The sequence below is a fragment of the Pedobacter sp. WC2423 genome (assembly GCF_040822065.1).
Lineage (GTDB): Bacteria > Bacteroidota > Bacteroidia > Sphingobacteriales > Sphingobacteriaceae > Pedobacter.
The window spans coordinates 5,501,620-5,525,627 of sequence record NZ_CP162005.1 but is presented as its reverse complement, the minus strand read 5'-3'; the positions used below and the strand labels follow the sequence as shown (position 1 = coordinate 5,525,627).

The window sequence follows — 24,008 nt, the reverse complement described above, 5'->3', positions numbered from 1 at the left end:
TTTATTTCTCTGTACGTAAAATTTCTATCGCCATTGCCAGCTCATCTTTCAGCTCACTCGGACTGCCGCCATAACCTTCAGAACTATATCTGACTATACCGTTTTTCACAATGATCTTTCTCGGGATTCCGCCCGATTTGAATAAAGGGGTCAGGCTTTTGAATACCTTGCTTTGTTCACCGTTATCTCCAACAGCATCATGCAGGAGTTTAAAACGGTATCCCTGAGACTTCACATAGTTAACCGACTTGGCCTTGTAATCTCCAAACTGCATCGTTCCTATCATATAGACCTCAACTTGAGGGTCATTGGCATACTGGTCGATCAGCAGTTGCATACCCGGAAAAGCCATGATGCATGGACGGCACCAGGTGGCCCAGAAATCAATCACTACGATTTTGTCTTTCCAATCAGATGAACTTACAAAACCGCCATCTGCACTTTCCAGCGTGAAAGGCGGTAATGGATAGCTGACCATACCAGCCATTACATGAGCACGCATTTCGGCTTTTTTATCCTCTGGTATCAATGCCGACAAATATTTTTCGTATCCTTCAGCACTACCTTTGTGCTGATCTATATAAATCTGTTTCATTTCCACAAACATGGCCGGTGTAACCGCATTTGCTTTAACACTGGCTTCCAGTAATGCAAAAACCGCTTTGCTGTCTCCCATTTCCTTCAGCATCTTCATATGCATTTCATTCAGGTCTGCATTTCCGTACTGTCCCTTTGGAGAAAGATTTTTGAAAGCCGCAAGCCCGTCCTGGTAATTTTTCGTCGCATAAGCCAGGCTAATATGTGTGAACAAGCGGTCGTCAAGCTGATTATCAGCATTTTCCTGCTCCTTCTCCACATCGCCACCAAAATCCTCACGGTAAGAACCATCTGTCCTTCTTTCAAACAGGTAAGGCAGGATCTTCCCACTCAGTTCGAACAGCACCTTTTTATCTCCGGTATTTGTCATTTCAGACTTGGTCAGGTTCCAGCGGTAAACTTCATTGGCAGTCTTGAAATCGAAGGCTTTAAACATCGCCAGGAACTGATCATAGTGCTTGCTGCTAAAATAATTTATTTCCAGGCCGGTATGTATAGTATAATAAATAAATGCCTGTTTGTTGGGATGCTGTATCCATTCCTGATAAGGAAAATCTTTTAGAAAATTTTCTGCCGCGTTACGATAACCTTCATCCGTTTTCTGTGTAGCTACCCGGTTATAGGCAATAAACCTTGCAGTACTGCCCTTTGGATACTTCTTGAATATGATTTGCTCTACTTTTGCAGCTTGTTCAGCAGAGTGGAGGTTAAACGCATAATAACGCTGAATCGCTGCCAGCAAGTCCTCATCAATCTTCTTATTTTTCAATTCATGCTGTAATACCTGGTCCGCAAAACTTTTGAACTTTGCTTCATCCATAGTATTCTTTTTCAGCTCAAGATAGTCTGCCAGATACCTGCTTACAGCTGATCCTTTGATGGCAAATTCCCTGGTTAAAAGCGAATCAATTTTGCCTGCACTCAAAACAGGGTTCACATAGCCATTTAAAAGCATATTGCTGTTTGGTGTAATAAACCTGGCTTCAGCAATATAGGTTCCCGGAGCAGTTTTTTTATGGGTTGACAGTACAGCAGTATAGAAACCGCGACCATGATTATTATCCGATGCCTCTACCTTTTCCGTTGTTCCCTGAAAGAATTTTACCGCTGCAAATACTGCGTTTGCGGGGAATTGATAGCTTGAGGTCCACAGGTTATTGGCCTTAGTCATAACCAGGGTGCTGCTCCGCCATTCTGAACCCTCGCTCCAGATTAAGCTGCCAGAGATCTGATCACTAAACTCCAGGTCTCCGCCTTTAGGGTCGTAGCGCAGCTCAGCCTGCTGACCTGCTACAGGTGGTTTTGGAGACCAGCTGAGTTGCTGTGCGAGCGACCGGTTGCTGAAAAAGATGCATAGCAATAGCCAGCATATACTTGCGATATGTTTATTCATGTTGTGATTTGTGTTGTTTATCTTGGGTTTTGTTCTAATTCAGGACTGAGTAAGATATACTTGTCCCCTATCGGAAAAATATACCTGTTACTGTTAGGTACAAGCGTGTACGTCTGGTTCTTAAATGTTCTGGTTTTGGTTTGCGCAAATGCCGGATCCAGGTTCAGGCGTTTCTGGTCAAACCATCTCATTCCACTGCCAACAAACTCTTTGCGCTTTTCGTCTATCACTGTTTGTAACGCGGCATCGGCAGTGCCGGTCGGCAGATCTGTATAATCCGCAGTAAGAAAACGCTTTTTGCGCAAATTATTGACCACGCTAATTGCTGATGTGGCATTTCCGGCACGTGCCAGGCATTCCGCTTTAACTAGCATCATTTCAGGGACAGAAGGGCCATTGACAATCACAAACTCACCGTTTAGCAGATATCTTGAAGATGCTCTGCCTGTAAACGCGCCACTGAATGAGCGCCCAAAAACTGATCTTGCACCTGTAAAAATCTGGTAGCGAAGATCTCTTGTGCCCATAGAAGTCAGCAAATCATTACTGATAGAGACTGCTGTAACGGTTACCCCTGTAGTTTTAGACAATAACACTTCAGGATCATTCAGCCTTGAAGGTACCGTACCTGGAGCAGTTGCGTATTTTTGGAGATCAAGCAATGTACTCTGCAGGGTCAATGAACTGTCTGCATATAATCCGGCCCGGTTAAAATCACGCATATTCAGGTAAGTTCTCGACAGGATCGCATAAGCGGAAACCTTTGCAGGTTTCATATTGTAATCTGGTAATGCAGGCAGCCTGGAAACAGATTCCGTCAGGTCCTTTTGAATCTGAGTGTATACCGCTGCTACCGGCTGACGCTTTAAGCTGGTATACAAATTTGGGGTAAGCAGCAAAGGTACCCCTAAATCTGTCGATGAAGTAGCTGAATTATATTGCTTTGCATACATATTTACCAATATCAGATAAGTATAAGCCCGGTGTACCAATGCCTCTGCATAAATCTGTTCTTTATCTGCGTTTGTTCCGCCTTGTGAATCGCGCACACCAGCAATGACTTCATTACAGGTATAAATAGTTTTATAGAGCCTGTCCCAATCGCTGTCACCTTGCAAATCACTGGTATATTTAGCTGACCAGGTATATATATTACTTTGTATATCATCCATTGCAAGAATGCGCGAAGGATCTGTGATTTCGGTATCATCACCAGAAAAGATGGGGTAACTGCATGTACCTTCAAAGTTCTGGATGTTATTCATTATATACCTGAAATCAGTCGTATATTTGAGTGTTCTTATATTCTTTTGTTCAATTTCCACATATTTTCTGCAACCTGTCTCAAAAATTAAGAGTGCTGCAAATAGTATTAAATATTTTGTTCTCATGTTTTCCTTTAAAATGAAGCGTTCAATCCAAATACATAACTCTGTGTTGGCGGGAGGCCACTAAATTTGACCGTATTGACATATTCCGGATCAATTCCATCCTTATTTGCTCTCCAGATCAACCCCAGGTTCCTTACATTCGCAGAGATGGTCAGTGATTTGATCATACCCGCAGGAAGCATTCTTTGCGGAACCACATAGCCCAGTGAAACCTGTTGCAGTCTGATATTGTCTGCCTTGCGAACCAGCAGATCAGAGTTTGAATATCTGTTAATGCTGCTAAAGTTCACATCGCTCAGTCCAGGTACATTGGTTGTGGCTTCATCCCCAGGGTTTCTCCAGCGTAATGCAAGATCTGCGTTTCTGCCAAGCACGCCGGCGAAATTCCCCTGAAATGTTGGATAGCTATCAAGTGACGTCTTGGTAAACACATGGCCAAAGTATCCTGTAATTTGTACGTTAGCTTCAAACTGACCATAACGGAAGGTGTTCATAAAGCCAGCTGTATAAGGAGCTACCTGTCTGCCAGCATATTTGAGATCCTGTTTGGTAAATGCTGAAGTTAAGTTTGTCGTACTGGAGATAATATTGTTATTACGGTCATAGATCTGAGATTGTCCTTTGTTATCCAGACCTGCCCAGCGGTATACATAAAGGGAGCCCAGCGGCATACCAGCTACCGTACTACCGCTTCCGGCAAGAGAACTGGCATTATTTTCATAACGTACATCAGTAACTTTATTTGTATTATAAGAGAAATTAAGAGTTGATTTCCAGCTGAACATACCAGCGCGCAGCACTTCACTGTTCAATCCGAACTCATAACCATTGCCATTTAGCGTTCCGCTGTTGAATTCCAGGAATGACCAGCCGTAAGTAGAATTATAGGCGTAATTACTCAAAATCCCGGAGGTACGTTTTTTGTAAATGTCAAATGTACCTGATAATTTGTTGTGGAATAAGTTAAAGTCCAGTCCAAGGTTATACGAGCGGGTAGTTTCCCAACCTAATCCTGAGTTTCCCGGAGTGCTGATGTTGGCCAAAGGCTGCCCGGTGCGCTGATCTGTACCTGTTATATCGAGTAGTGTTACATTGGTTCCGCTAAGCGGGATAGAACCTGCAGTTCCTACTGTTGCACGTACCGAAAGATTATTGATCCATTTCTCATCCGAAAAAAAGTCCTCTTTAGCAGCATTCCACCTTACACCAGCAGACCAGAATGGTTTAGCTCTTTTAGATCTGTCCAGTCCAAGCTGCGTGTAATCGTCAAACCTTACGCTACCTGTAGCGAAATATTTATCATTAAATGCATAGGAGGCATTACTATAATAAGAAAGATAGCGTTTACGGGTCTGCAGTATACCACTCAGATTTTGGCCCAGGTTGCTTGAGTAGCCATAAAATGTCATGTATTGTGCCGTAGGATTTGCCGTGCCAATCCCCCCTGTGTCCTCGTTATATCCATAACGTGTTTCATTAGTCCTGGTACTACCTGTTTCCCTGATCTCTGCACCTGCGATAATATTCACATGATGTATATTGTGGATTGTAAAGTCAGAATTCAGCTGACCGCGGACTCCGGTATCATACGAGTTTTCATTAGAAGTATAAACTTTGCCACCATAAGGTACATTATATACCAGTTTGCCATTTGTAACTACAGTTCCTGTATTGACAAGAATCCTTGAATTATAACTATTCAGCTCATCCAGCATAGTGTTGTAACCTATCTGACGCTGACTGGATATGGAAACATCTGCATTCAGCCAGCTGGTAATCTTTCCGTTTAGCCCGGCATTGACCCTGAATACATTATTCTTACTGGTATAGTTTGAATAGTTCAGCTGATCCACTGCATTGTAGCCAAAAGGAAGATAGCCTTGTGCAGTATAACTATCTGCTATAGATTGCCTGAAAATATTAGTCCGGAAAATCGGATTGCCACTTGCATCCAGAAGCAGATCATAAGGTCTCAATGATGTTAAGCTGTTGGATAAAGCATCTACACCGCTGCTATTATAAATACTTTTGGAGTATTGGTAATTCAGCAGTGTCCGTAAGGTAATGCGTTTGTTCAGAAAGCTGGTAGAAGTATTGGCATTAAAAAATGCATTTTCTGCCACATTCTTTTTAAATACCGGGACATCTTTAACATATCCGCCTGATACATAATAGTTGCTATGTTCAGTACCACCTGAATAGGAAAGATTATACTGATTATTGATCGCGTTCTGCATCAGATTATCTTCAATCTGTTGTTGTCCGTTTCTGGAAGAAATTTCTGCCAGGGCTGCATCCCTCTGCTGCACTGTTGCTGTACCCCGCTTTACCTTAAACATCCATTCTGTAGCCTCACTGTTATTTTGCGCATAAATTTCATTACCAGGAGTGGCCAGGGCAGGATCCGTAATAAATCCCTTATCTACCATTTCCTGCTCCAGGTTCACATATTGGGCGCTATTCATCCATTTTAATTTGGATAAAGAAGGGTTTTTGGAGATGCCGAATACATAGCTAAAGTTTAGTGAAGGATTAGAAGCCTTACCTTTCTTGGTATCAATTACGATTACGCCGTTAGCTGCCCTGGATCCCCAGATAGAAGTAGCCGAAGCATCCTTAAGAAAAGTAATCTGTTCGATATCAGCTATATTCAGGTTACTGATGATCGGATTTCCAAATGTGCTCCCTGTTCTTTGGGTAAGTGTCGGCTGGTCACTTGAATTGATCATCACAAATCCATCAATAACGATCAGGGGCAGACCTCCATTGCCACCATAATTATTTACTCCCCTGATCTGGATCGTATTATTCTTAACGTCGAATTTAACACCAGGAACTTTACCTTCCAGCCTATCCATCAGGTTCACCGCCGGAGTTTTGGCCAGTTCTTCGCTGGATACCACCGTATAGGCACCTGCAACACGATCTCTACTAATCTTCTGGTATCCTGTGGAGACCACGTTTATTTCTCTCAGATCCGCCTTTACCGGTCTCATAATGATCAAAGCCGGCGAACCGCTTTTCCTGTCAATGAAGATTTCTTCAGTTTTGTTCCCAACATACGTGATCTGCAAAACGAGCCCATTTTTCGGAATATTGGTAATCAGCACCTCTCCTTTTGAATTGGTGGTATACATCTTGTTTCGTGTCTTGTCGTAAACGTTTGCTCCCGGGAGCAAACGGCCGACAGAATCCTGTACGATGATCCTGACTTCTTCTGCAATTACCGCTTCAGCAATACGTTCTGTGAGCGTCCGCTCTTTAATGACAATAGTACGTCCTTCAAATGAAAATCCAAGTGACTGATCAACAAGAGATTGCTGAATGGCCTCAAAAACAGAAACACCTTTTACATTGATACTGACAGGTTTCGCATGCAGTACCGCATCCAGATCATAGATGATCGAATAGCCGGTTTGTTTACGTATTTCACGCAGCACATGTTCCAGTGAGGTATTTTTTTCGACCATTGTCACTTTCTGGGCCATCGTAGATGCGCTCAACTGCATGAAAGCAACCAGTAAAATCAGGACAGTCAATCGCATAACAAGGAGAAATCTATAGACGTACGCATGACGTACCTCAAAATTTAAAGTAAAATTTTTATACATTTGTTAAGGTTTGGTTACGCAGATGCCCATGTTTTCGAAGGCAGAGCAAATGCACAGGTTAATTAGTTGATATTTAATATTGACACCCGCCAGATTCAAGACCAGAAGTGTTTCAGCACTTCTGGTTATTTTCTATGCGGGGTATGTAGTTTACCTTGAAACTATAACCCTCCTTCCTTCAATCGTAAAATGAACTTTTCCTGTTGATTGTATATGATCCAGTATAGCTGAAATATTAGTTTCTCTTGACATCCAGCCACCAAGCATCAGGTTCTTCGGAGCTGATTCCTCATAACTGACCTCCACACCATACCAGCGCGCTACTTTTCGCATTGCACTGACCAGGTCTTCACGAAAAATAAACTCACCATTTTTCCAGGCCATGGCCACTTCTGTATCAGCAGGAGATACATCCAGTTGTAAACCTTTCAGTATGGCTTGTTGCTGTGGTTTTAAAACAGCACTTTGAGCTGAAGGGGTGTTCACGACAACACTTCCTTGTAGTAGCGTAGTAGTGACCACCGGTTCATCCGGATAGCTGTTGATATTGAAATGTGTGCCCAAAACTTTAACCTGCTGATTGATTTTTCCGGCTTTCATCACTGTGACTACAAAAGGAATTACTGCCTTTCCGGATTTTTGCGTGAGGTGTGCAATTTCAAAATATCCTTCCCCTGTTAAGCTCACTTTACGTTCATCCTGATCAAAAGCAGTTGGGTAGGTCAGCGAAGATGCGGCGTTGAGCCAAACTTTTGAGCCATCCGGCAATATGACCATATATTGTCCGCCTACCGGTGTTTGTATTGTATTGGGTTTGCTGGACTGGGCCTGTCCGGGTTTAGTATGGTAAATGAGCTGTCCATTTTTTGTTTTCACAATACTTAGCCCGCTTTCTTTCAGTAATACACCATTCTCAGAACTACTTAAATCAACCCGCTTTCCATTGGCCAGGATAAGAAACGCACTGTTTTTGCCCGGGGCAATATCTTTTTCCTTACTGATGGTAAAGCGTTCCACAGGCCGGTTACTTTGTTTATAATAGAGGACTGACAAACTGAATATCAGGAAAATTGCAGCAGCTGCGGCCCATTTCGAAATGCGGGATATGCGCATTACTTTAGAAGCCGGAACACTGTCATTTTTAATTGCCTGCTGAATATTCATCCACATTCTGTCGTTCTTTACTTCGTAATCGTGCTGCACATCAGTTTCTGCAGATTGCTCCGCTTTAAGAAGATACCAGGTTTCAAGCCTTGCAGACACTTCCGGTGTGGTTTTCCCATCCAGAAAGGCGTCAATGATATCTTCAGATTTAAGGTTTTTCATAATTATTTATACGGTAGTATAAAAGGATGACAGTTTGCCCGGATCAATGTTGTATGCCATATTAAAAAAAAGTTATATTCCTGTTAATCTTTGCTGCATCCATCGCTGAAATAGCGCACGGCCTCATTTAAAGTAGTACGAGCAAAATATATAGCAGTTCAAACTAATGACTATATAGATAAATATAACGACTGGCTTTATACCGATACTATTATAATAAAGTAAAGAAAAGGGCAATATGATTCCCCAGTTTTCTGCGGAGAATGGTGATGGCTTTGTTCATTTGTGTCTTTACAGTGAGTTCAGAAATATCCATGGCCTCAGCAATCTCTTTATAGGACAGATGATCAATCCGTTTTCTTTCAAAAACTTCCCTCATTCTGGCTGGCAGCTGCTGTATTTCCTGTTCTATCAATTTAGCAAGGATCTTTTCCCGGACCAGGTGATCCGAAAGTTCATATCCATCCACCATAAATCTTTCCAAATCACTCCGGTAGGAAGCATGCACGCTGCTCTTTGCAATAATATTAAGTACTCTGTTTCGTACCATGGTATACAGATAAGCACCAAGAGTTGTATGGTCAGGAAGATTGGGGGCAGCATTCCAGAATTTTATAAACGTATCCTGAACAACATCCTCAGATTCTGTATCTGATTTAAGCATTCTGAAAGCATGGCGGTACAAAATAGGCCAATAACGCTGATATATCTCGGAAAAAGCCAGCTGATCACCACTTTTGAGCATCAAAAGCAACGATTCATCATTCAAATCAGCAATTCCATAGTCCATTCCACAAGATTATGACTGTAAAATAAGTACTATTAACCTAACATCCTAAAGTATAATCAAAATACTGTTAGTAATTAAGTATTTTTCCTTTGCAGATGCTTCTCCAGTCATCAAAGAACAAGAGCTAAATTAACCACTTTAGGATTTGGCGATATAAAAATGTCTGATTTTGACAGAAAGGTCTATGCTGATGTGTACAATCAACCTGAAAGCATAAGAGCATCCAATTCATGGTATCAGAGTTTCAACCAGGATATAGAGGACAACACCTGTCAAAAAGAATAATTACATCATCTGCTGGGAACTGAAAACTCAAATAAATATAAACAGATTTGAATTTATAAGTGTTATAAGCTCACCCAACTGAAGATTGTTATGCAAGGAAAAAAAGAGCCAGACGATTTTAGGACACGTTTCCACGAATGTGACGCCAAGTTCAACACTATCTTTGATCTTACAAGTGTAGCCTCAAAGATCATCCGTTCAGACCTGACCATTTTAAAGGTCAACAAAGCCCTTAGCGAACTCTTAGGCTATCCACCGGAAGAAATTGAAGGAACTAAGATCCTGGATCATGCTTGTGAAGAATATATAGCACACTGGCACAGGCTTCAGGAAGAACTATGGGCTAACAAAGTTCCTCATTTCAAATTACAGGCCTGCCTGTACCGTAAAGACAGGAGCATCGTCTGGGTTGACGTTACCACTATTCTATATAACGACCAGGGTGAAACATTCGGTTTCACCGTTCTGGATGATATTTCAGGATTAAAAAAACATGAAGAAAGTGAAAAACGTTTGAACGTAGCCTTAAAATATTCTGATACCGCTGTATGGGAACTCAACCTGGAGACCAATGAAGTTTTCCGTTCCCCCGACCACGATCAGATTTTTGGATACGACCAAAGGCAAGAACACTGGACGCTGGAAAGCTATTATCCGCACATCGCTGAACAGGACCTGCCCGGATTTAAAGCAGCAATCCAGCATATCGAAATTGATGGCGGTATTGATGTGCAAATCCGGCTCGTCAGAGCTGACGGTATACTACGATGGCTGAACATGAAGGGGAAAGCAGAAACCAACGAAGATGGAAAAACTGTCAAACTGATCGGTGTGATCAACGACATCACAAAAGATAAAATCGCCGAAAGGCACAAAGACGACTTTATCAGCATTGCCAGCCATGAACTCAAGACCCCGGTTACAAGTTTAAAAGCGTCCCTGCAATTACTTGACAGATCTACGGAACCACATTCAGGACGTAACAGGCTATTAGTTTCCCAGGCAAATAAAGGAATAAACAGGATCTCCCTGATCATAGATGACCTGCTCAATGCGGGCAAAAATTACCGGGAGCAGCTCGAATTCCGAAAGACGACTTTCAATCTTTACGAGCTCGCACAGGAAATATGTGATCAGTTTGCCTCCACAGAAACACAAACCGTCACATTAAACGGAGACAAAGAGCTCATCATCCATGCCGATTCCGAACGTATCGGAAGGGTACTCACCAACCTGATCACCAACGCGATTAAATATGCTCCAGGCTCAGCAGAAATTAAAGTTGAGCTGCAAGATGAAGCAGCATTTGTAAAAGTATCAGTAACTGATAAAGGGCCGGGGATCAGTAAAGAAAAGATACCCCTGCTTTTTGACCGCTACTACCAGGCTGATAACCAACAGATACAATACTCAGGACTGGGTCTTGGTCTGTTTATTTGTGCCAATATCATCCGTAAACATGATGGAGAAATTGGGGTCGATAGCGAGCCGGGTAAGGGCAGCACGTTTTGGTTTACTTTGCCGAAATCAATCCTGGATTAAACTGAAGCTTCGTTAAGCTTTAAAAAAACACTGAATACCGAGCCTTCGCCCAACTTACTGTTTACCGTAATTTTACCGCCAGCAGTTTCCAGTATCTGTTTAACGAGGTACAGGCCTACACCATTCCCTTCTATCTCATTGCTCACCCTGTGATACTTATCAAATATAGAAAGCTGCTGCTGTTTATCGATGCCTATTCCGTTATCCGAAACCGTAATCACCATATAATCTTTCTCTAAAAAAGATTTAATGATAATTTGAGGTGTCCGTCCAGGTGCGCTATATTTCAATCCGTTACTGACAAGGTTATAAAATACGCTGCGCAGCTTACGCCTGGCAAAAGTGATTTCAGAAGCTCCAATTTCAAATTTAAGTACGCCATGAGACTCATTGAGTTGAGGAGCTACAGTTAACCGGACATCCTCCAAAATATTCTGAAGATCCAGCATCTCCTCATGCGCCTGGTAACGCTTGTCCTGCCAGCGGCTTTGCACCAGGTCAGAAATAATATCTTTCATCTTGATCAGGCTGTTCTCCACATTACTCAGTAGCACCGGAAACTTGGCCATCCCTTTCTCCGGAAGTTTCTTTAGCAGCTCTATGGTTAATCCAAGTGAAGTTATCGGATTTTTGATATCGTGGGCAATCGTGTCCAGCAGCAATTCATGCTCAGCGATCAGTTTCTCCTGTTCCTTCAAATCTTTAATCCGGGCAGTGATATCGATAAAGGTAATAATCACTCCATTGGTCTTCTTGCCTTTTTGAACAAAGTAAGGCAGAATATTCATCTGGTACCAGCGAAGGTCAGTAGTCTGTATTTCCTTCTCCAGGATTTCGCTACTGTCGATCACCTGCTGAATATTATCAATAATAGTTGGAAACCTGAAATTCTCTTTAACATTGACCAGAGGCTGCCCGGTATGCTCATTCTTTAAATTGAACTGCCTCATTGCAGGAGGGGTAAACTTTCTCAGGATCAATTGCGCATCCACAAAAAGCTGAGGAATTATAGTATTGCGAAAATAATTCTCCAGTTCATCATTAAGTTCAATCAGCGTACTGATCTGTTCGTTTTTACTTTGCATAATCATACGATTCGATGTCCGTCGGATAAACGGCCAAGTTAATCATAAATTGCAAACTGTACGGTATCAACCCAATGATCTGGATGGCAGCCAGGCTAAAAAGAATTTATCCGGGAATTGCTTTCGATTTCCAACTTGTCTTTTTACTTTTTTTATGACGCTTACCCCACCATATTAAAAAGCCAGAGATAGGTAATGATGCGCAGATAGCACTGGCCAGAAATGCCAGTATCTGGGTAGCCAGGCCATAGATACGTCCGGTATGGATATCTTTATTTGAGTTACGCCATTTTAACCCAAGTGGCTTCTGACTATGAATCAGCTGATCAAATTGCTGACCGTTACGCCTGTCAAAATAAAAATAGCTCATATTGCGCCAGCCGTCAGTGGAATGCTTGTGGTATACGAATGCTATAAGGCTTTGTTCATTTTTTTGGGGGAGGCTTAAACCTATTGTCTTGTAATTACCAGGAACTTGCTTTTGTATAGACGCAAGTATATTGTCCAGCGTATTGCCTGCAGCACTGGGAATAGCGCTTGAGATTTCAGGAGGGGTACGTATCAGCTCAACTTTGCCTGGTGAACCTAATATCCGGTATATTCCGCTTTCCCACCATTTAAAAGACCATACTAAGCCAGTAATGGCTATAATCATCACAAATGGCAGTACATAAAACCCTAAACTATTGTGCAGATCATAATTTACCCTTTTCCACTTAGCGCTCCACTTTACAGACATATTTCGCTTAAGCTGCTTCATATTTTTCGGCAGCCAGAGCACAAATCCTGTAACGAGCATGATCAGAAAAAGCAATATAGATGAACCTATAACTACGCTTCCCACAGGCTTCACCAACAAAAGCTGCCGGTGCAGTTGCTCAGTAACATTAAAGAATTCGTGTTCAAGATCAATAATGCCAAGCACCCTGCCAGTATAAGGGTTTACATATACATCTTCACGATAAGCAAACTGACTGAAATAGCTAAGGGACATTTTCTCTTTTTTATTAACTTTTGATGCAGAAAATATATAGCTACGATCTGCTTCATTGATCCGGATATCAGTTACAGGCTTCTTGCTGCCCAGTTCTTTTTGAGCGATGAACAATAACTCAGAAACCGGCCTTACAGGGCCGGTTTCTTTCACTTCAATAAGATCACTATGGAAAAAGTCAAATAACTCATCTTCAAATACCATGATGCAGCCCGTTACAGCTACTACGACTACAATAATACCTGTAGACAAGCCTATCCATAAATGCAGCCAGGCTGCAATGGCCTTAATCCGCTTCCAAAACATATTAAAAGTCGTATGTTAATGTTAACAAATAGTTTGCCGGCGCACCTGGGAACAGCCTGATATAATCATACCCCCCTACCCAATATTTTTTACCTGTAATGTTGTTGGCATTGACCTGGATCTGCACTTTATTAATACGATAATAAGCAGCAGCATTAATCAACAGATACTCAGGGATCGTTTGGGCAAGATTGATAGATAAATTACGTTTACCAACATAGTTTGATCCTAAGCCAAAACCAAAGCCGCTTAACTGGCCACTTATAAAGTTATACCTTGTCCAGATATTAGCTGTGTTTTTTGGCGCGTTAGGCTTTTGCAAGCCAAGTTCGGCAGGCACAAGGCTCTCTACAATTTTAGCATCGTTATAGGCGTAAGATGCCAATATGCTCCAGTTTGGCAAGATACGACCCGTAATATCAAACTCAAAACCACGGGCGCGTTCTTTACCAACCGGTCTCAACAGGTCAGGATTAACGAGGTCATTGGCATTATAAAGCGTATTTCTTTGTTCAATTTGATAAATTGAGGTGGTAATCGCTAAACGGTTGTCAAACCAGCTGCTTTTAGCACCAAATTCTATCATGTTGCTGGTAACCGGGGCAAACGGTCCACCCGCATTGGGATTAGCAAGGTTAGCCGCAGTTTGTGGGTTGTAGCCCATCACATAGCTACCATATACATTTATATTTTTTGTTGCGCTATATATTAAGCCAAAACGGGGCAACCAGGCGCTGGAGTGCGTTTTTCCTTCCGTCGAAGTCGCATAATTTATAAAGTCGGTGTAATACTCATAACGTATACCAAGCAATGCCTGAAAACGGCCTAATTTGACTTGGTCCTGTACATATCCTGCATTCAGATAGTAGTATGTAGGCGAAAGAGTTGTGGGTGCAAAAAACGCCTTACTATCATCTTGCATTCGCTGTGAATTAATCGAATTTGTCAGGTCGAAAGATGGGATGTTAGGTACGGGGTTACCTTTCGGGTCGCGCAGATACTTCAAACTGTCCTTCGCAGCGTAGCTGGCGATAGTTCCTGTATTGGCCGCATTTCTGTAACCTGAAGCGGTAAGTTGTGAGGCACCGGCAGGCATTTTTTCACTGCCGTAATCGTAACCAACAACAATCTTATGTTCAATATTACCAGTCTTAACATTGTAATTAAAGTATCCGCTTAAATTGTCAATATAACGTTTACGTTTGCGTTGAAAAACCTGCATACTAACCAGGTTAGATATATCTTTACCGAACTTATCTTTGGCATAAGCGTTTGCGCTGCGGTGCTCATAAAGATCTTCCTGATAACCGGTTTTTGAATAGGCCAGGTTAAAGCTTAGATTTTCATTAAAACGGTGATTGGCTGAAAGCGTAACAATATAAGTTTGTTCGTTCAGGAAGTCGTTGGCTGTACTTAACGCAAGTGATTGCGGAGTAGAATAAAGATCATTACCAATAACAGACTGTCCCCTGTCGAGCCTTGAACGTGAGCTGTTATATACCATATCGAAATTGATCTGTGTTTTTTCAGAGGCCACAAATGATAAAGATGGTGCAAATACAATATTTTTGTCAAACTGCAGATCACGGAAAGATCCTGCATCCTCGTAACCAAAGTTTATTCGGTACAACAGTGCGCTGTCCTTACTGGCGGGTCCGGTAAAGTCAGCCAAACCACGCAATGTATTAAAGCTGCCTAAAGACATACTAAGCTGACGGCGGGTTTCATTCAGTGGCTTTTTAGTTACCCTGTTAACCACACCTCCAGGGCTGGCGTTACCATATAGTGCTGATGAAGGACCTTTTAATACCTCAACACGTTCAAGGTAGTTCGTTAGTGGTTGTTTCCAAAAGCCGGTGCTTGTACGCAGCCCATTAACCAACTGCGTGTTACTTTGGCCGTTGACCCTGAATCCTCTAATGGTCAAATCATCATAAAATGTGAACTGATTTACGCCGCTGAAGTTTTTAACGACATCGCCTGTACGTATTGCCCCCTGATCGGCCATTAACTCTTTACTTGCGTAAGATACAGATTGCGGGAGATCCTTAATATCAGTTTCGGTTTTGTTACCGATAAAGGTCGACTTGGTTTTGTAAGTTTTTTCTTTACGTCCTGTTATCTCAACTTGCTGTAAGGACGAGTTATCATCCGAGAGGGACATATTTTGTGTAATGTTTGTACCTGTAACAACCTTTATCTTATAGTGGGAAGATACATATCCGAGGAAACTTACACGTAAAGTATAGTTTCCAGGATCAAGATTAACGGAGTAACGACCTTTCGCGTCGGCAATTGCAGTTAATGAAGTACCCTGAACAATAATACTAGAACCGGGAAGCGGATCGCCTTTGTCGTCCATTACAATCCCTTTTACAGTTTGCGAAGTCTGTTGCCCATGCGCTGGAATAGTGAAATAAAGTGTGCAGATTAAAAATAAAAATGGAATAGATAAAAGTTTTATCATTTTGTGCGGTTGAGATTATTATATATGCCGCAAAAATACATTCTTATTTATATTAAATCCAAATAAGATTATCAAATAATAGAATTTTATTATTTGTTGATTTATTCGTGCTTTAAATTACTTCGCAAGCACACCATTAGCCGCTTTTCTTTACAGAAAAGCGGCTTTTTAAATATTTATCAAATTATACAGAATTCTGGCTACTCAGGCATTAGTATAAACTGGCTAAGCTTGTTGTTATTTAAATATTTAACAGCAGATATTTTCAGGTCAGATTGATTGAGTGTGTTTAGGTTTTTCAGATACAAGGAATCATCAACCAGATGTTCCTGCTCTTCCAGCTGACTTACAAGATAACCCAGCCACCACTGATTTGATGTTAAATTGATTTCCCTGGACCGCATACTTTCCGTTTTAAACTTCTGAATATCTATCAAAGCTGGTCCGTATTGTTGTAATTTATTGATTTCCTGAAGAGTGGCCTGAATCAAATTGCGGGCATTTTCAGGCGCACATTCAAACGCAATGGCCAGAGTAAATTCCTGTCGGGGGATTTTATTCATATCCAGAATAACTGCTGGTGAGTAAACACCATGCTCTTGCTCCCGCAACCGTTCAGTAAGCCGTAACTCTAATATTCCCTTTAATGCTTCAAGCCTCAACCGTTCTTTCAGTGTATAATCAAATGTGCCACGGAAGAATAGTTCGACATTTGCTTTTGAACCCACCCCCTTTTTAATGACCTTGTTAATTCCCGGTACAGGAAGTCCAATACCAGGATCATTGAAGGTACCATTGATCCCCACTGCAGGAAGTCCACCAAGATATTTTTCTAAAACAGGACGTATACTATCAATTTTAAAGCTGCCTATAAATGTGAAAACCATACCTGAATTATCAGCAAACCGCTCTTTGTAAATTTGATAAACGCGCTCAAAATTAATTTCATCAATCTTTTTCACAGTCAACGGCATTCTTCTGCTATTGTAATTTCCCATTATTGCTTTGATTGAATCCTGGAAAATCCTGGCAGGATTATTTCCCTGACCTGATAAAGCTATTTTCGTCCTGGAAATCATTTGGTTAAACAATGCCTTATCCTTAACAGGTTCGGTAAGATAAGCATAAACAAGTTCCAGCGCCGCTGCGATATTAGCAGAGTTGCTCCCACCAGATACCCCCTGACTTAATTCACTAATGAATGGCTGGACAGCCATTTCTTTACCTAAAAGGTAACCTTCCAACTCTTTATATCCATAATTTCCTGCACCAGCAGCAGAGACAATTGAAGCTGCATTTTTTGCAGACTGATAATCACTATTACTATAGACTGAAGTTCCTCCCCTGGAAAAACCCGAGAATAATATTTCATTGTTTTTAAAAGTGGTAGGCTTTAAAAGAATTTCCACACCATTAGCTAACTTCATTTTTGTGATACCATTTTGACTGGTACTCATCGAAACTACTTTGCCAGGAACAGGTTTTAGTCGCAGTAATGGCTTAACCACCCCAGGTGTTTCCTTTGACAACACCGAAGGATGATCAACATGAACTGATGACATCCATGATTTGAAAGTACTTTCATCAGGTAAAACTGAACCTTCAGGTGCCATGATAATGAGATCAGTATTATCCGTTCTGATATAAGCTCTGGCCATAGAATCCAAATCATCAATAGTAATTTCTTTCAGAAACTGCATCACCAATTTGTATTCCGTTTCTATGCCCGGGGCCAGATCACCATGCAAAAAATGAGCTATATACTCCTGTACATAACTGTCTGAAGAAATATTGCTTTGCTCACTCAGCCCATTATCCATAGCGCTTCTGTATAGCTGTTTGACAAGTTCAAGTTCACCAGTGCTAAAGCCAGATTGCCGGATGCGTTCAATTGCTGTCCACACGGTTATAACTCCTTCCTTCAACAGACCAGGCTTAGCTACAATATTGACACCCAACTTATCTAGTCCGCCCATTAACGGACTAATACTGGCACCTGCCCGTAAAACCTGTGCCGAATCACCGGTATATAATAGCTTAAAGCGCTGGTTAGTTGCCATATTAAATAATCTGGCTATGATTGCCTGCTTGTAGTCTGCCGCTGTTTTCATTTCAGGTGCCTGATGCTTGATAATAATTTGAGCTACCGTCGAATTCATTTCAGGATCTTTCAAAGCCATAAAACCATTTTTGCCATTGAGTCCGATCCTGTAATTTGTTCTCGGGCGCTCATGATCAGGATTTTTAAGACTACTAAAACTATTTTTAATCATTCTTTCCATCTGGTCCACATCAATATCTCCTACTGCAATGATTCCCTGTAAATCTGGCCGGTACCAGTCTGTGTAAAACCTTTTTATTGCTGAAGGCGGGAAATTGTGAAGACTACTATCTGTACCAATTGGATTACGGTAAGCGTAACGTGACTCATTGAATAGCATAGGCGTATACTTTTCCTGCATTCGCTGACTGGCCCCAGTCTGTGTACGTTTTTCTTCCACAATAACACCGCGCTCTTTATTGATTTCCTCATCATCCAGTGTAGCTTCCTGCGACCAGTCCCTGATGATCAGCAGCCCTTTTTCAAGAACAACCATGTCATTGGTTAACGGTAGTTGATAAACCGTTTCGTCAAAACCAGTATATGCATTGATATCTGCACCAAACCGAAGTCCGTTTTTCTGTAGATAATCCACCAGTTGATTTTTCGGAAAATGCTTTGTACCATTAAAACTCATATGTTCCATAAAGTGAGCAAGCCCACTTTGATCCTGATCCTCTAAAATTGATCCGGCTTTTACAATCAGGTTAAAAACTACACGCTCTTTTGGGGTTTCATTGTGGCGGATATAATACGTAAATCCATTTGGAAGTACACCTCTCCTTACCTGCGGATCCAGTGGTAAAGGCAATTCTGATTTTTGTGCCTGTATTGGCAATATGAGACCAACAATAGCTAATAATGTCAGACAATAGTTCTTTCGGATGATATTTTTAAACATAGAGATAGCTTAATACTACCGGAATTGCACCGGTAATATTGTAAATAAATAATAATTTATAATAGATTTATCTTCGGTTCTGAGTCAGCGAACTATTGGTAATCACCTCCTGCGGGATCAGTAAAACATACCTCGGATCATTTGGCGGCAGTGTAAATCGCGTCCCGTTAACAGTTCTGCTCAGTGTTTTGGCAAAGGCCTGCTCTTTGTTTAATCTGCGCAGATCTGACCAGCGAACCCCACGCATCATCAAACCTTTTCTCCGCTCGTTAAGCACCATGCTCAAAGCCTGCTGAGCGCTTCCCGCAACTTTATCAGCATATGCACCCACAGACCAGCGGCTCCGCAATACAGTATTGAGATCAGTCATAGCTCCGGCTGTGTTACCTGCCCGGGCAGCACATTCAGCACTGATATAATATAGTTCATCTGTAGCCAGGCCATTAAAAAGTTTGGAAGAGCCAGCTGCAGGCTCATAATTTCCTGTAAACCGGTACGTACCTGACGGATTCTGTACATCAGTATTTTCCTTAACCAAAATTACCTTTCTGAGATCTCCTTCCTCAAACGAGGCAATAATTTCCGGGTTAATCAATGCCTGATTCTCATTACCATAACCAGGTTCCATTACGTAGCTCTGTCTGTAGACAGTAGAGTGGAAAATCACTTCAGTATTGAAACGTAAAAATGGTGACAGGCTACTGGTACTAAGCTTATTGAAATCAAGCAGGCTGTTTTTGATTTTCAAGCCTGCATTTGCATTGATCAATGCATTCGGATAATCTCCCATAGACAGATAAATACGCGCCAGCATAGCAAATGCGGCCACCTTATTTGGTCTGGTTGCTACGGATGACGTGATGTTCAACAATGTTGATCCCTCTTTAAGATCCTGTAGTATGTTATTATAAGTCGATTCAACTGTACCACGTCCTGGAGTATCGTTAATATCAGAGACTAAGTGAATAGGCAGCCCAGGCTGCGAAGCTGCATCGGGACCGTATGGAGCAGTATATAGTTGAGCCAGGTTCCATAAAGCATAAGCCCTGTAAAATAACGCACTTCCTTTAATATTATCCAGTACCACTGCCGGTTCTTTTCCCTGAAGTCTAACGACCGCTTCAAGAATCAGATTAGCATTATAGATCTTGTTATAACAAATTACCCACTGTTTTGCAGATTGCCTTAACGCGTTTGCATTCCAGGTATACAAAGCTCTGTCATCATTATCAATCCGGTCTGAAGCATAACGCGTATCATCCATATAATAGTCATCAGCAGAGAGCTCTCCGTCTACCGGATAATCTTCATTTAAAAGTTCTGTATTATCAAGTAAAAGCTGGCAATCGTTAGCCGACTCTATGTTGGACTGGGAACTGCTTTTTTTGATGTCCACATATTTTTTACAGGAAGTGATCGCAGTACCCAGGCAAAGAAGAAGTAAAATGATATATTTTTTCATGATCGTCAGATTAAAAATTAGCAGAGAATCCAAGACTATAACTCCTTGGATTTGGATAGTCAAATACCTCGGGATCTATCCCCAGTTTATTTGCCCTCCACAAGATCCCCAGATTCGTCACATTAGCATAGATCCTGGGATTTTTGATGAAGCGTGAAAATCCTGCCGGAAACAAATAAGAGAGGTTAATTTCCTGCAACCGGATGTGGTCAGCTTTCAGCACATTGATACTGGAAAAATAATAAAAATTGTCCCGGTTAGTACTCTTTGATGAATAGACTGCTGAAGGGACATTGGTTCGTTGCTCGTCTCCCGGTACCTGCCAGCGCTGTGCATATTCATCACCCTGAATAGAACCTGTAATTGAAAAGAGCTGACTATAACTTACCACCCTTGATTGTGGTCTTCTAAAATAATACCCCAGTTTATACTGGATGTTGGCAGAAATCGAGAATCCACCATAAGTAAAAGTGTTACGGAACGCCCCATAAGATACCGGTACTGCCGAACCGAAATACTTTAACGTAGAGATCGAAGCGCTTTGAATGGCATTGTAATTATCATTGCTTGTTCCGCTTACCGGCAAGGCTTGTCCATTTAAATAACTTCTTGGATCTCCCGTTTGCGGGTCCAGTCCTGCCCAGTCGTACGCAAATACCCTGGACAGATCATAACCTACATTATAAGAAAATCCGGATATCCCACTTGCTGCATTATCAGGCGATTCAGTATACAATTTTGTCACCTTAACTTTATTATAACTGAACAGAAAATTGCTGTTCCATTTAAAATTCCCAGCCTTTAAGTTTAGTGAGTTAATGGCAATATCAATACCCCTTCCCTTCAAATCACCAGTATTGTAAACCAGGTTGGTATATCCGGTACTGGGATCAAGTGGTCCGTTTGTAAGCAGATCTGTAGTGGTTTTGGTAAAATATTGTATGCTACCCGATACGCGCGAGTCCTTGAAACCAAAATCAATACCAATATTTAATACACCTGTTTTTTCAGGGCGTAGTTTGGTATTCGTTACAGCTGCAACATTCTGCGTGGTCGCATATGGCAATCCTGTGAGTGGATCATTTTCGATCGCATAAACAATCTGTGCTCTTGACAAAACTGAAGGATTCACATTTCCGTTATAGCCATAAGTTGATCTTAGTGACAGCACAGGCAAGAAATCAGCAGGGTAAAAAGACTCATTAGCCACATTCCAGCTTCCTCCAACCGAATAATAAGGTGTTCCGCTCTGATTAGTCTGCTTACCAAATTCACTTGAGATATCTTTTCGTAAACTGGCAGACAGTGTATATTTCTTGTTAAAGGTATATGCGGCATTGGTATACCAGCTAAAAGTACGTACGTGGTTATCAAGATAGCCAAGAGACAGGTTCGGAATATAGGTACCATTATAACCCAGCTGATCCTCAGAAAAAATAATCGGAAGCAAATGTGCATAATCTAGTTTGTTATTACTGCGCAGCGAGTTCTCATCATAACCATAATAGCCATCTTTAGTCTGTAAAGAAGATACATCTGTCAAATCTAAACCTGCAATCGCAGAAAGCTGGTGTTTATCGTTCCAGCTTTTATCATAGTTTACCTGCCCTCTGAAAGTCTGATTCTCAGATTTCACCAATACAGTGTTGTACTGACCACCAAGAGGTACTTGCTTAATGAAAGGAGTTACCGGGTCACCAGTCATCGGATTTACAGAAGCGGGAGAAGTCGTAAAATAATTGATCAGATTTCTCATATAGAATGAGTTCTGCCTGTATAGCGTATTTTCTTCATTTCTGCCAGAATTGTAGTTATACAGTGCCTGAAGTGAGATACCATGACCAATTTTATAAGTTGTATTTAAAGAAAGGTTTAAGTTCTGACTTTTCATACGGGTATATCCTTCATTAATATCTTCCAATGGCTTATATCGCCAACTCTGAAACTGGTCAGGATAGGTCTGTTCAAACTCAGTCACAAATCCAGGACGGTATAATTTAGGGATCTCCAGCGGATTCCCGGCGTCGTCGGCAAGGCGGCTGTATGGATAAAGCGTTGGATCTGTAGCTCCCGTAATCCGGTTATTAAGTGCCTGGTCGCTATTATACTGTAAATTATAGCTTACGCCAGCCTGTATTTCCAGATCTTTTATTGGCTCAACACCCATATTTACAGTAAAGACCTTTCTGTCCAATCCAGAGTTCTTCGTATTGTTAATACTCTTATCATATCCGCCGGATATACGGTAGTTGAAAAATTCTGATCCTCCGTCAAAACTTAAGGCATAACTTTGTGTAACTGCATTGCGCAGAAAATATTTAGTATAATCCCTTCGGATATCATTTTGCTTAAATGCATTTAACTGACCCAATGCATCTGCTTCACTGATTGTATTTTTAAACTTCCAGGCGTCTACCAGTTCTGCTACTGGCGACAGATATTCCTGGCCATACAGACTATTGATATTAATAGCTGGAAGCGGAATGCCATCCTTTGTAAATTTCAACACCTGTGCATCAACAAAGTCAGCAACACTCATGGTTTTATTATAAAACAGATCTACCTTTTCAGTGATGTTGACATTGGTATTTAAAGAAATCCGGAGCGGCCTTTGATAAGCACCTTTCTTAGTTTTTACTACGATAACACCATTAGCTGCTCTGGATCCCCAGATTGATGCTGAAGCAGCATCTTTTAATACAGTAATACTTTCTACATCGTTTGGATTTACCTTATCAATGGAATATGGCGAAGCAATTCCATCGATAACAACCAGTGGCTGACCGCTATAGTTTCCATTCAAATCTGCACTTACAGCATCATTCAACGTATTTTTCCCACGTATCGTCAGCATAGCAAGAGGCGATCGCTGTGCATATAGATTACTGGAGTTTGCAGGCCGGAGATCATTCCTGAAATCCATTGAATTGGTAATTCCTTCCAGCCTGCGGATCAGGTTAGGATCGGTACTGTGCTGTAACTGTTCCTTACTGATGGTTTCAAAAGAACCAGTAGCCCTTTCCTTAGGCAGATCCTGATAACCAGTAGAGACTATATTGACAGTCTCTATGGTCATTGCCTGCGGATCCATCTTAATTTCAAAGACACTTCTTCCTGCAATTTCTACCGTATCAGTACGATAACCCACATAAGAAACAATGAGTTTACCTTTATCGGGTGCATTGAGAAAGTTAAACTTTCCAAAAACATCAGTGAGCATCCTGAAAGAGGTTCCGGAAATACGTACCGTGGCTCCTAACAGCGGGACACCATTTTCATTGAGTACCTGTCCGGAAATATCTCTTTTCATTAAAGAATTAGTCAGCAGCTCAAAGAAGGTTTTCTCTTTGTCTTTAACGATGATTGTTTTTTCGTCAATGGTGTAGCTGAGTTCCTGCTGATCAAAGATCTGGTCAAGTACATTCCTGAGTTCTGCATGCGAGGCAATAATGGTTACTGGTGCTGCATGCTGTAACTGATCTTCGGTATACAAAAAATTAAAACCACTCTGTTTCCTTATTTTCTGAAATACAGACTTGATTTTAGCATTCTTTTCTGCGATAGTTATTTTTTGCGCAAAGCCGGCGGCGCTAACCTGCATCATTGTTGCTATTAAAATCACGGTGGTTAATCGCATATAGAATAATAGTTTAGTAAGCTGCCGACCGGGCATAACAATTTTACTTGTATATTTTTTATACATTTGAGTGGTTTGGCTTAGGAGTTGATAGAATCGCGAATTTTGTTAAATCTGATC

The 24,008-nt window shown here is 41.4% G+C and carries 12 protein-coding genes; 1 reads left to right on the top strand and 11 read right to left on the bottom strand.

Translation table 11 applies throughout. The features are described 5' to 3' along the window. Position 1: 1 nt before the first annotated feature. The 5 genes from AB3G38_RS23170 to AB3G38_RS23150 form a co-directional block, all read right to left on the bottom strand. A complete protein-coding gene (locus tag AB3G38_RS23170) occupies positions 2-1,990 on the bottom strand; it encodes a TlpA family protein disulfide reductase (RefSeq protein ID WP_367866065.1) in 1,989 nt (662 codons plus the stop codon). 17 nt (positions 1,991-2,007) lie between these two features. Beyond that, positions 2,008-3,381: a RagB/SusD family nutrient uptake outer membrane protein gene (locus AB3G38_RS23165; RefSeq protein WP_367866064.1), complete on the bottom strand. Its 1,374-nt coding sequence runs from the start codon at positions 3,379-3,381 to the stop codon at positions 2,008-2,010. 8 nt (positions 3,382-3,389) lie between these two features. Next, positions 3,390-6,992, bottom strand: a complete 3,603-nt coding sequence (locus AB3G38_RS23160) for a SusC/RagA family TonB-linked outer membrane protein (RefSeq protein ID WP_367866063.1) — start codon at positions 6,990-6,992, stop codon at positions 3,390-3,392. 150 nt (positions 6,993-7,142) lie between these two features. Next, positions 7,143-8,318 carry a FecR family protein gene (locus AB3G38_RS23155; RefSeq protein WP_367866062.1) on the bottom strand — a complete coding sequence of 392 codons (1,176 nt, stop codon included), beginning with the start codon at positions 8,316-8,318 and terminating at the stop codon, positions 7,143-7,145. Positions 8,319-8,529: 211 nt separating this feature from the next. Further along, the gene (locus tag AB3G38_RS23150; RefSeq protein ID WP_367866061.1) at positions 8,530-9,108 is read right to left on the bottom strand and encodes an RNA polymerase sigma factor; all 579 of its coding nucleotides are present in this window, start codon (positions 9,106-9,108) and stop codon (positions 8,530-8,532) included. 375 nt (positions 9,109-9,483) lie between these two features. Here AB3G38_RS23150 and AB3G38_RS23145 point away from each other — a divergent pair, with 375 nt between their 5' ends. Continuing rightward, complete coding sequence (locus tag AB3G38_RS23145; RefSeq protein ID WP_367866060.1) at positions 9,484-10,935, top strand: ATP-binding protein; 1,452 nt, start codon at positions 9,484-9,486, stop codon at positions 10,933-10,935. On the opposite strand, the gene AB3G38_RS23140 is transcribed toward AB3G38_RS23145, so the two are convergent. The 6 genes from AB3G38_RS23140 to AB3G38_RS23115 all read right to left on the bottom strand — a co-directional run bounded on the left by AB3G38_RS23140 (position 10,932) and on the right by AB3G38_RS23115 (position 23,888). Next, positions 10,932-12,020 (bottom strand): ATP-binding protein, encoded by a 1,089-nt coding sequence (locus tag AB3G38_RS23140; RefSeq protein WP_367866059.1) that lies wholly within the window; start codon positions 12,018-12,020, stop codon positions 10,932-10,934. The two genes, AB3G38_RS23145 and AB3G38_RS23140, sit on opposite strands and share 4 nt — an antisense overlap. 106 nt (positions 12,021-12,126) lie before the next feature. Beyond that, complete coding sequence (locus AB3G38_RS23135) at positions 12,127-13,320, bottom strand: PepSY-associated TM helix domain-containing protein (protein ID WP_367866058.1); 1,194 nt, start codon at positions 13,318-13,320, stop codon at positions 12,127-12,129. A gap of 1 nt (position 13,321) precedes the next feature. Beyond that, positions 13,322-15,787, bottom strand: a complete 2,466-nt coding sequence (locus AB3G38_RS23130; RefSeq protein ID WP_367866057.1) for a TonB-dependent siderophore receptor — start codon at positions 15,785-15,787, stop codon at positions 13,322-13,324. 200 nt (positions 15,788-15,987) lie between these two features. Beyond that, positions 15,988-18,789, bottom strand: coding sequence for a M16 family metallopeptidase (locus AB3G38_RS23125; protein WP_367866056.1), 2,802 nt, complete (start codon positions 18,787-18,789; stop codon positions 15,988-15,990). A gap of 67 nt (positions 18,790-18,856) precedes the next feature. Further along, positions 18,857-20,251: a RagB/SusD family nutrient uptake outer membrane protein gene (locus AB3G38_RS23120; RefSeq protein WP_367866055.1), complete on the bottom strand. Its 1,395-nt coding sequence runs from the start codon at positions 20,249-20,251 to the stop codon at positions 18,857-18,859. 10 nt (positions 20,252-20,261) lie between these two features. Continuing rightward, positions 20,262-23,888 carry a SusC/RagA family TonB-linked outer membrane protein gene (locus AB3G38_RS23115; RefSeq protein ID WP_367866054.1) on the bottom strand — a complete coding sequence of 1,209 codons (3,627 nt, stop codon included), beginning with the start codon at positions 23,886-23,888 and terminating at the stop codon, positions 20,262-20,264. Positions 23,889-24,008: the final 120 nt, after the last annotated feature.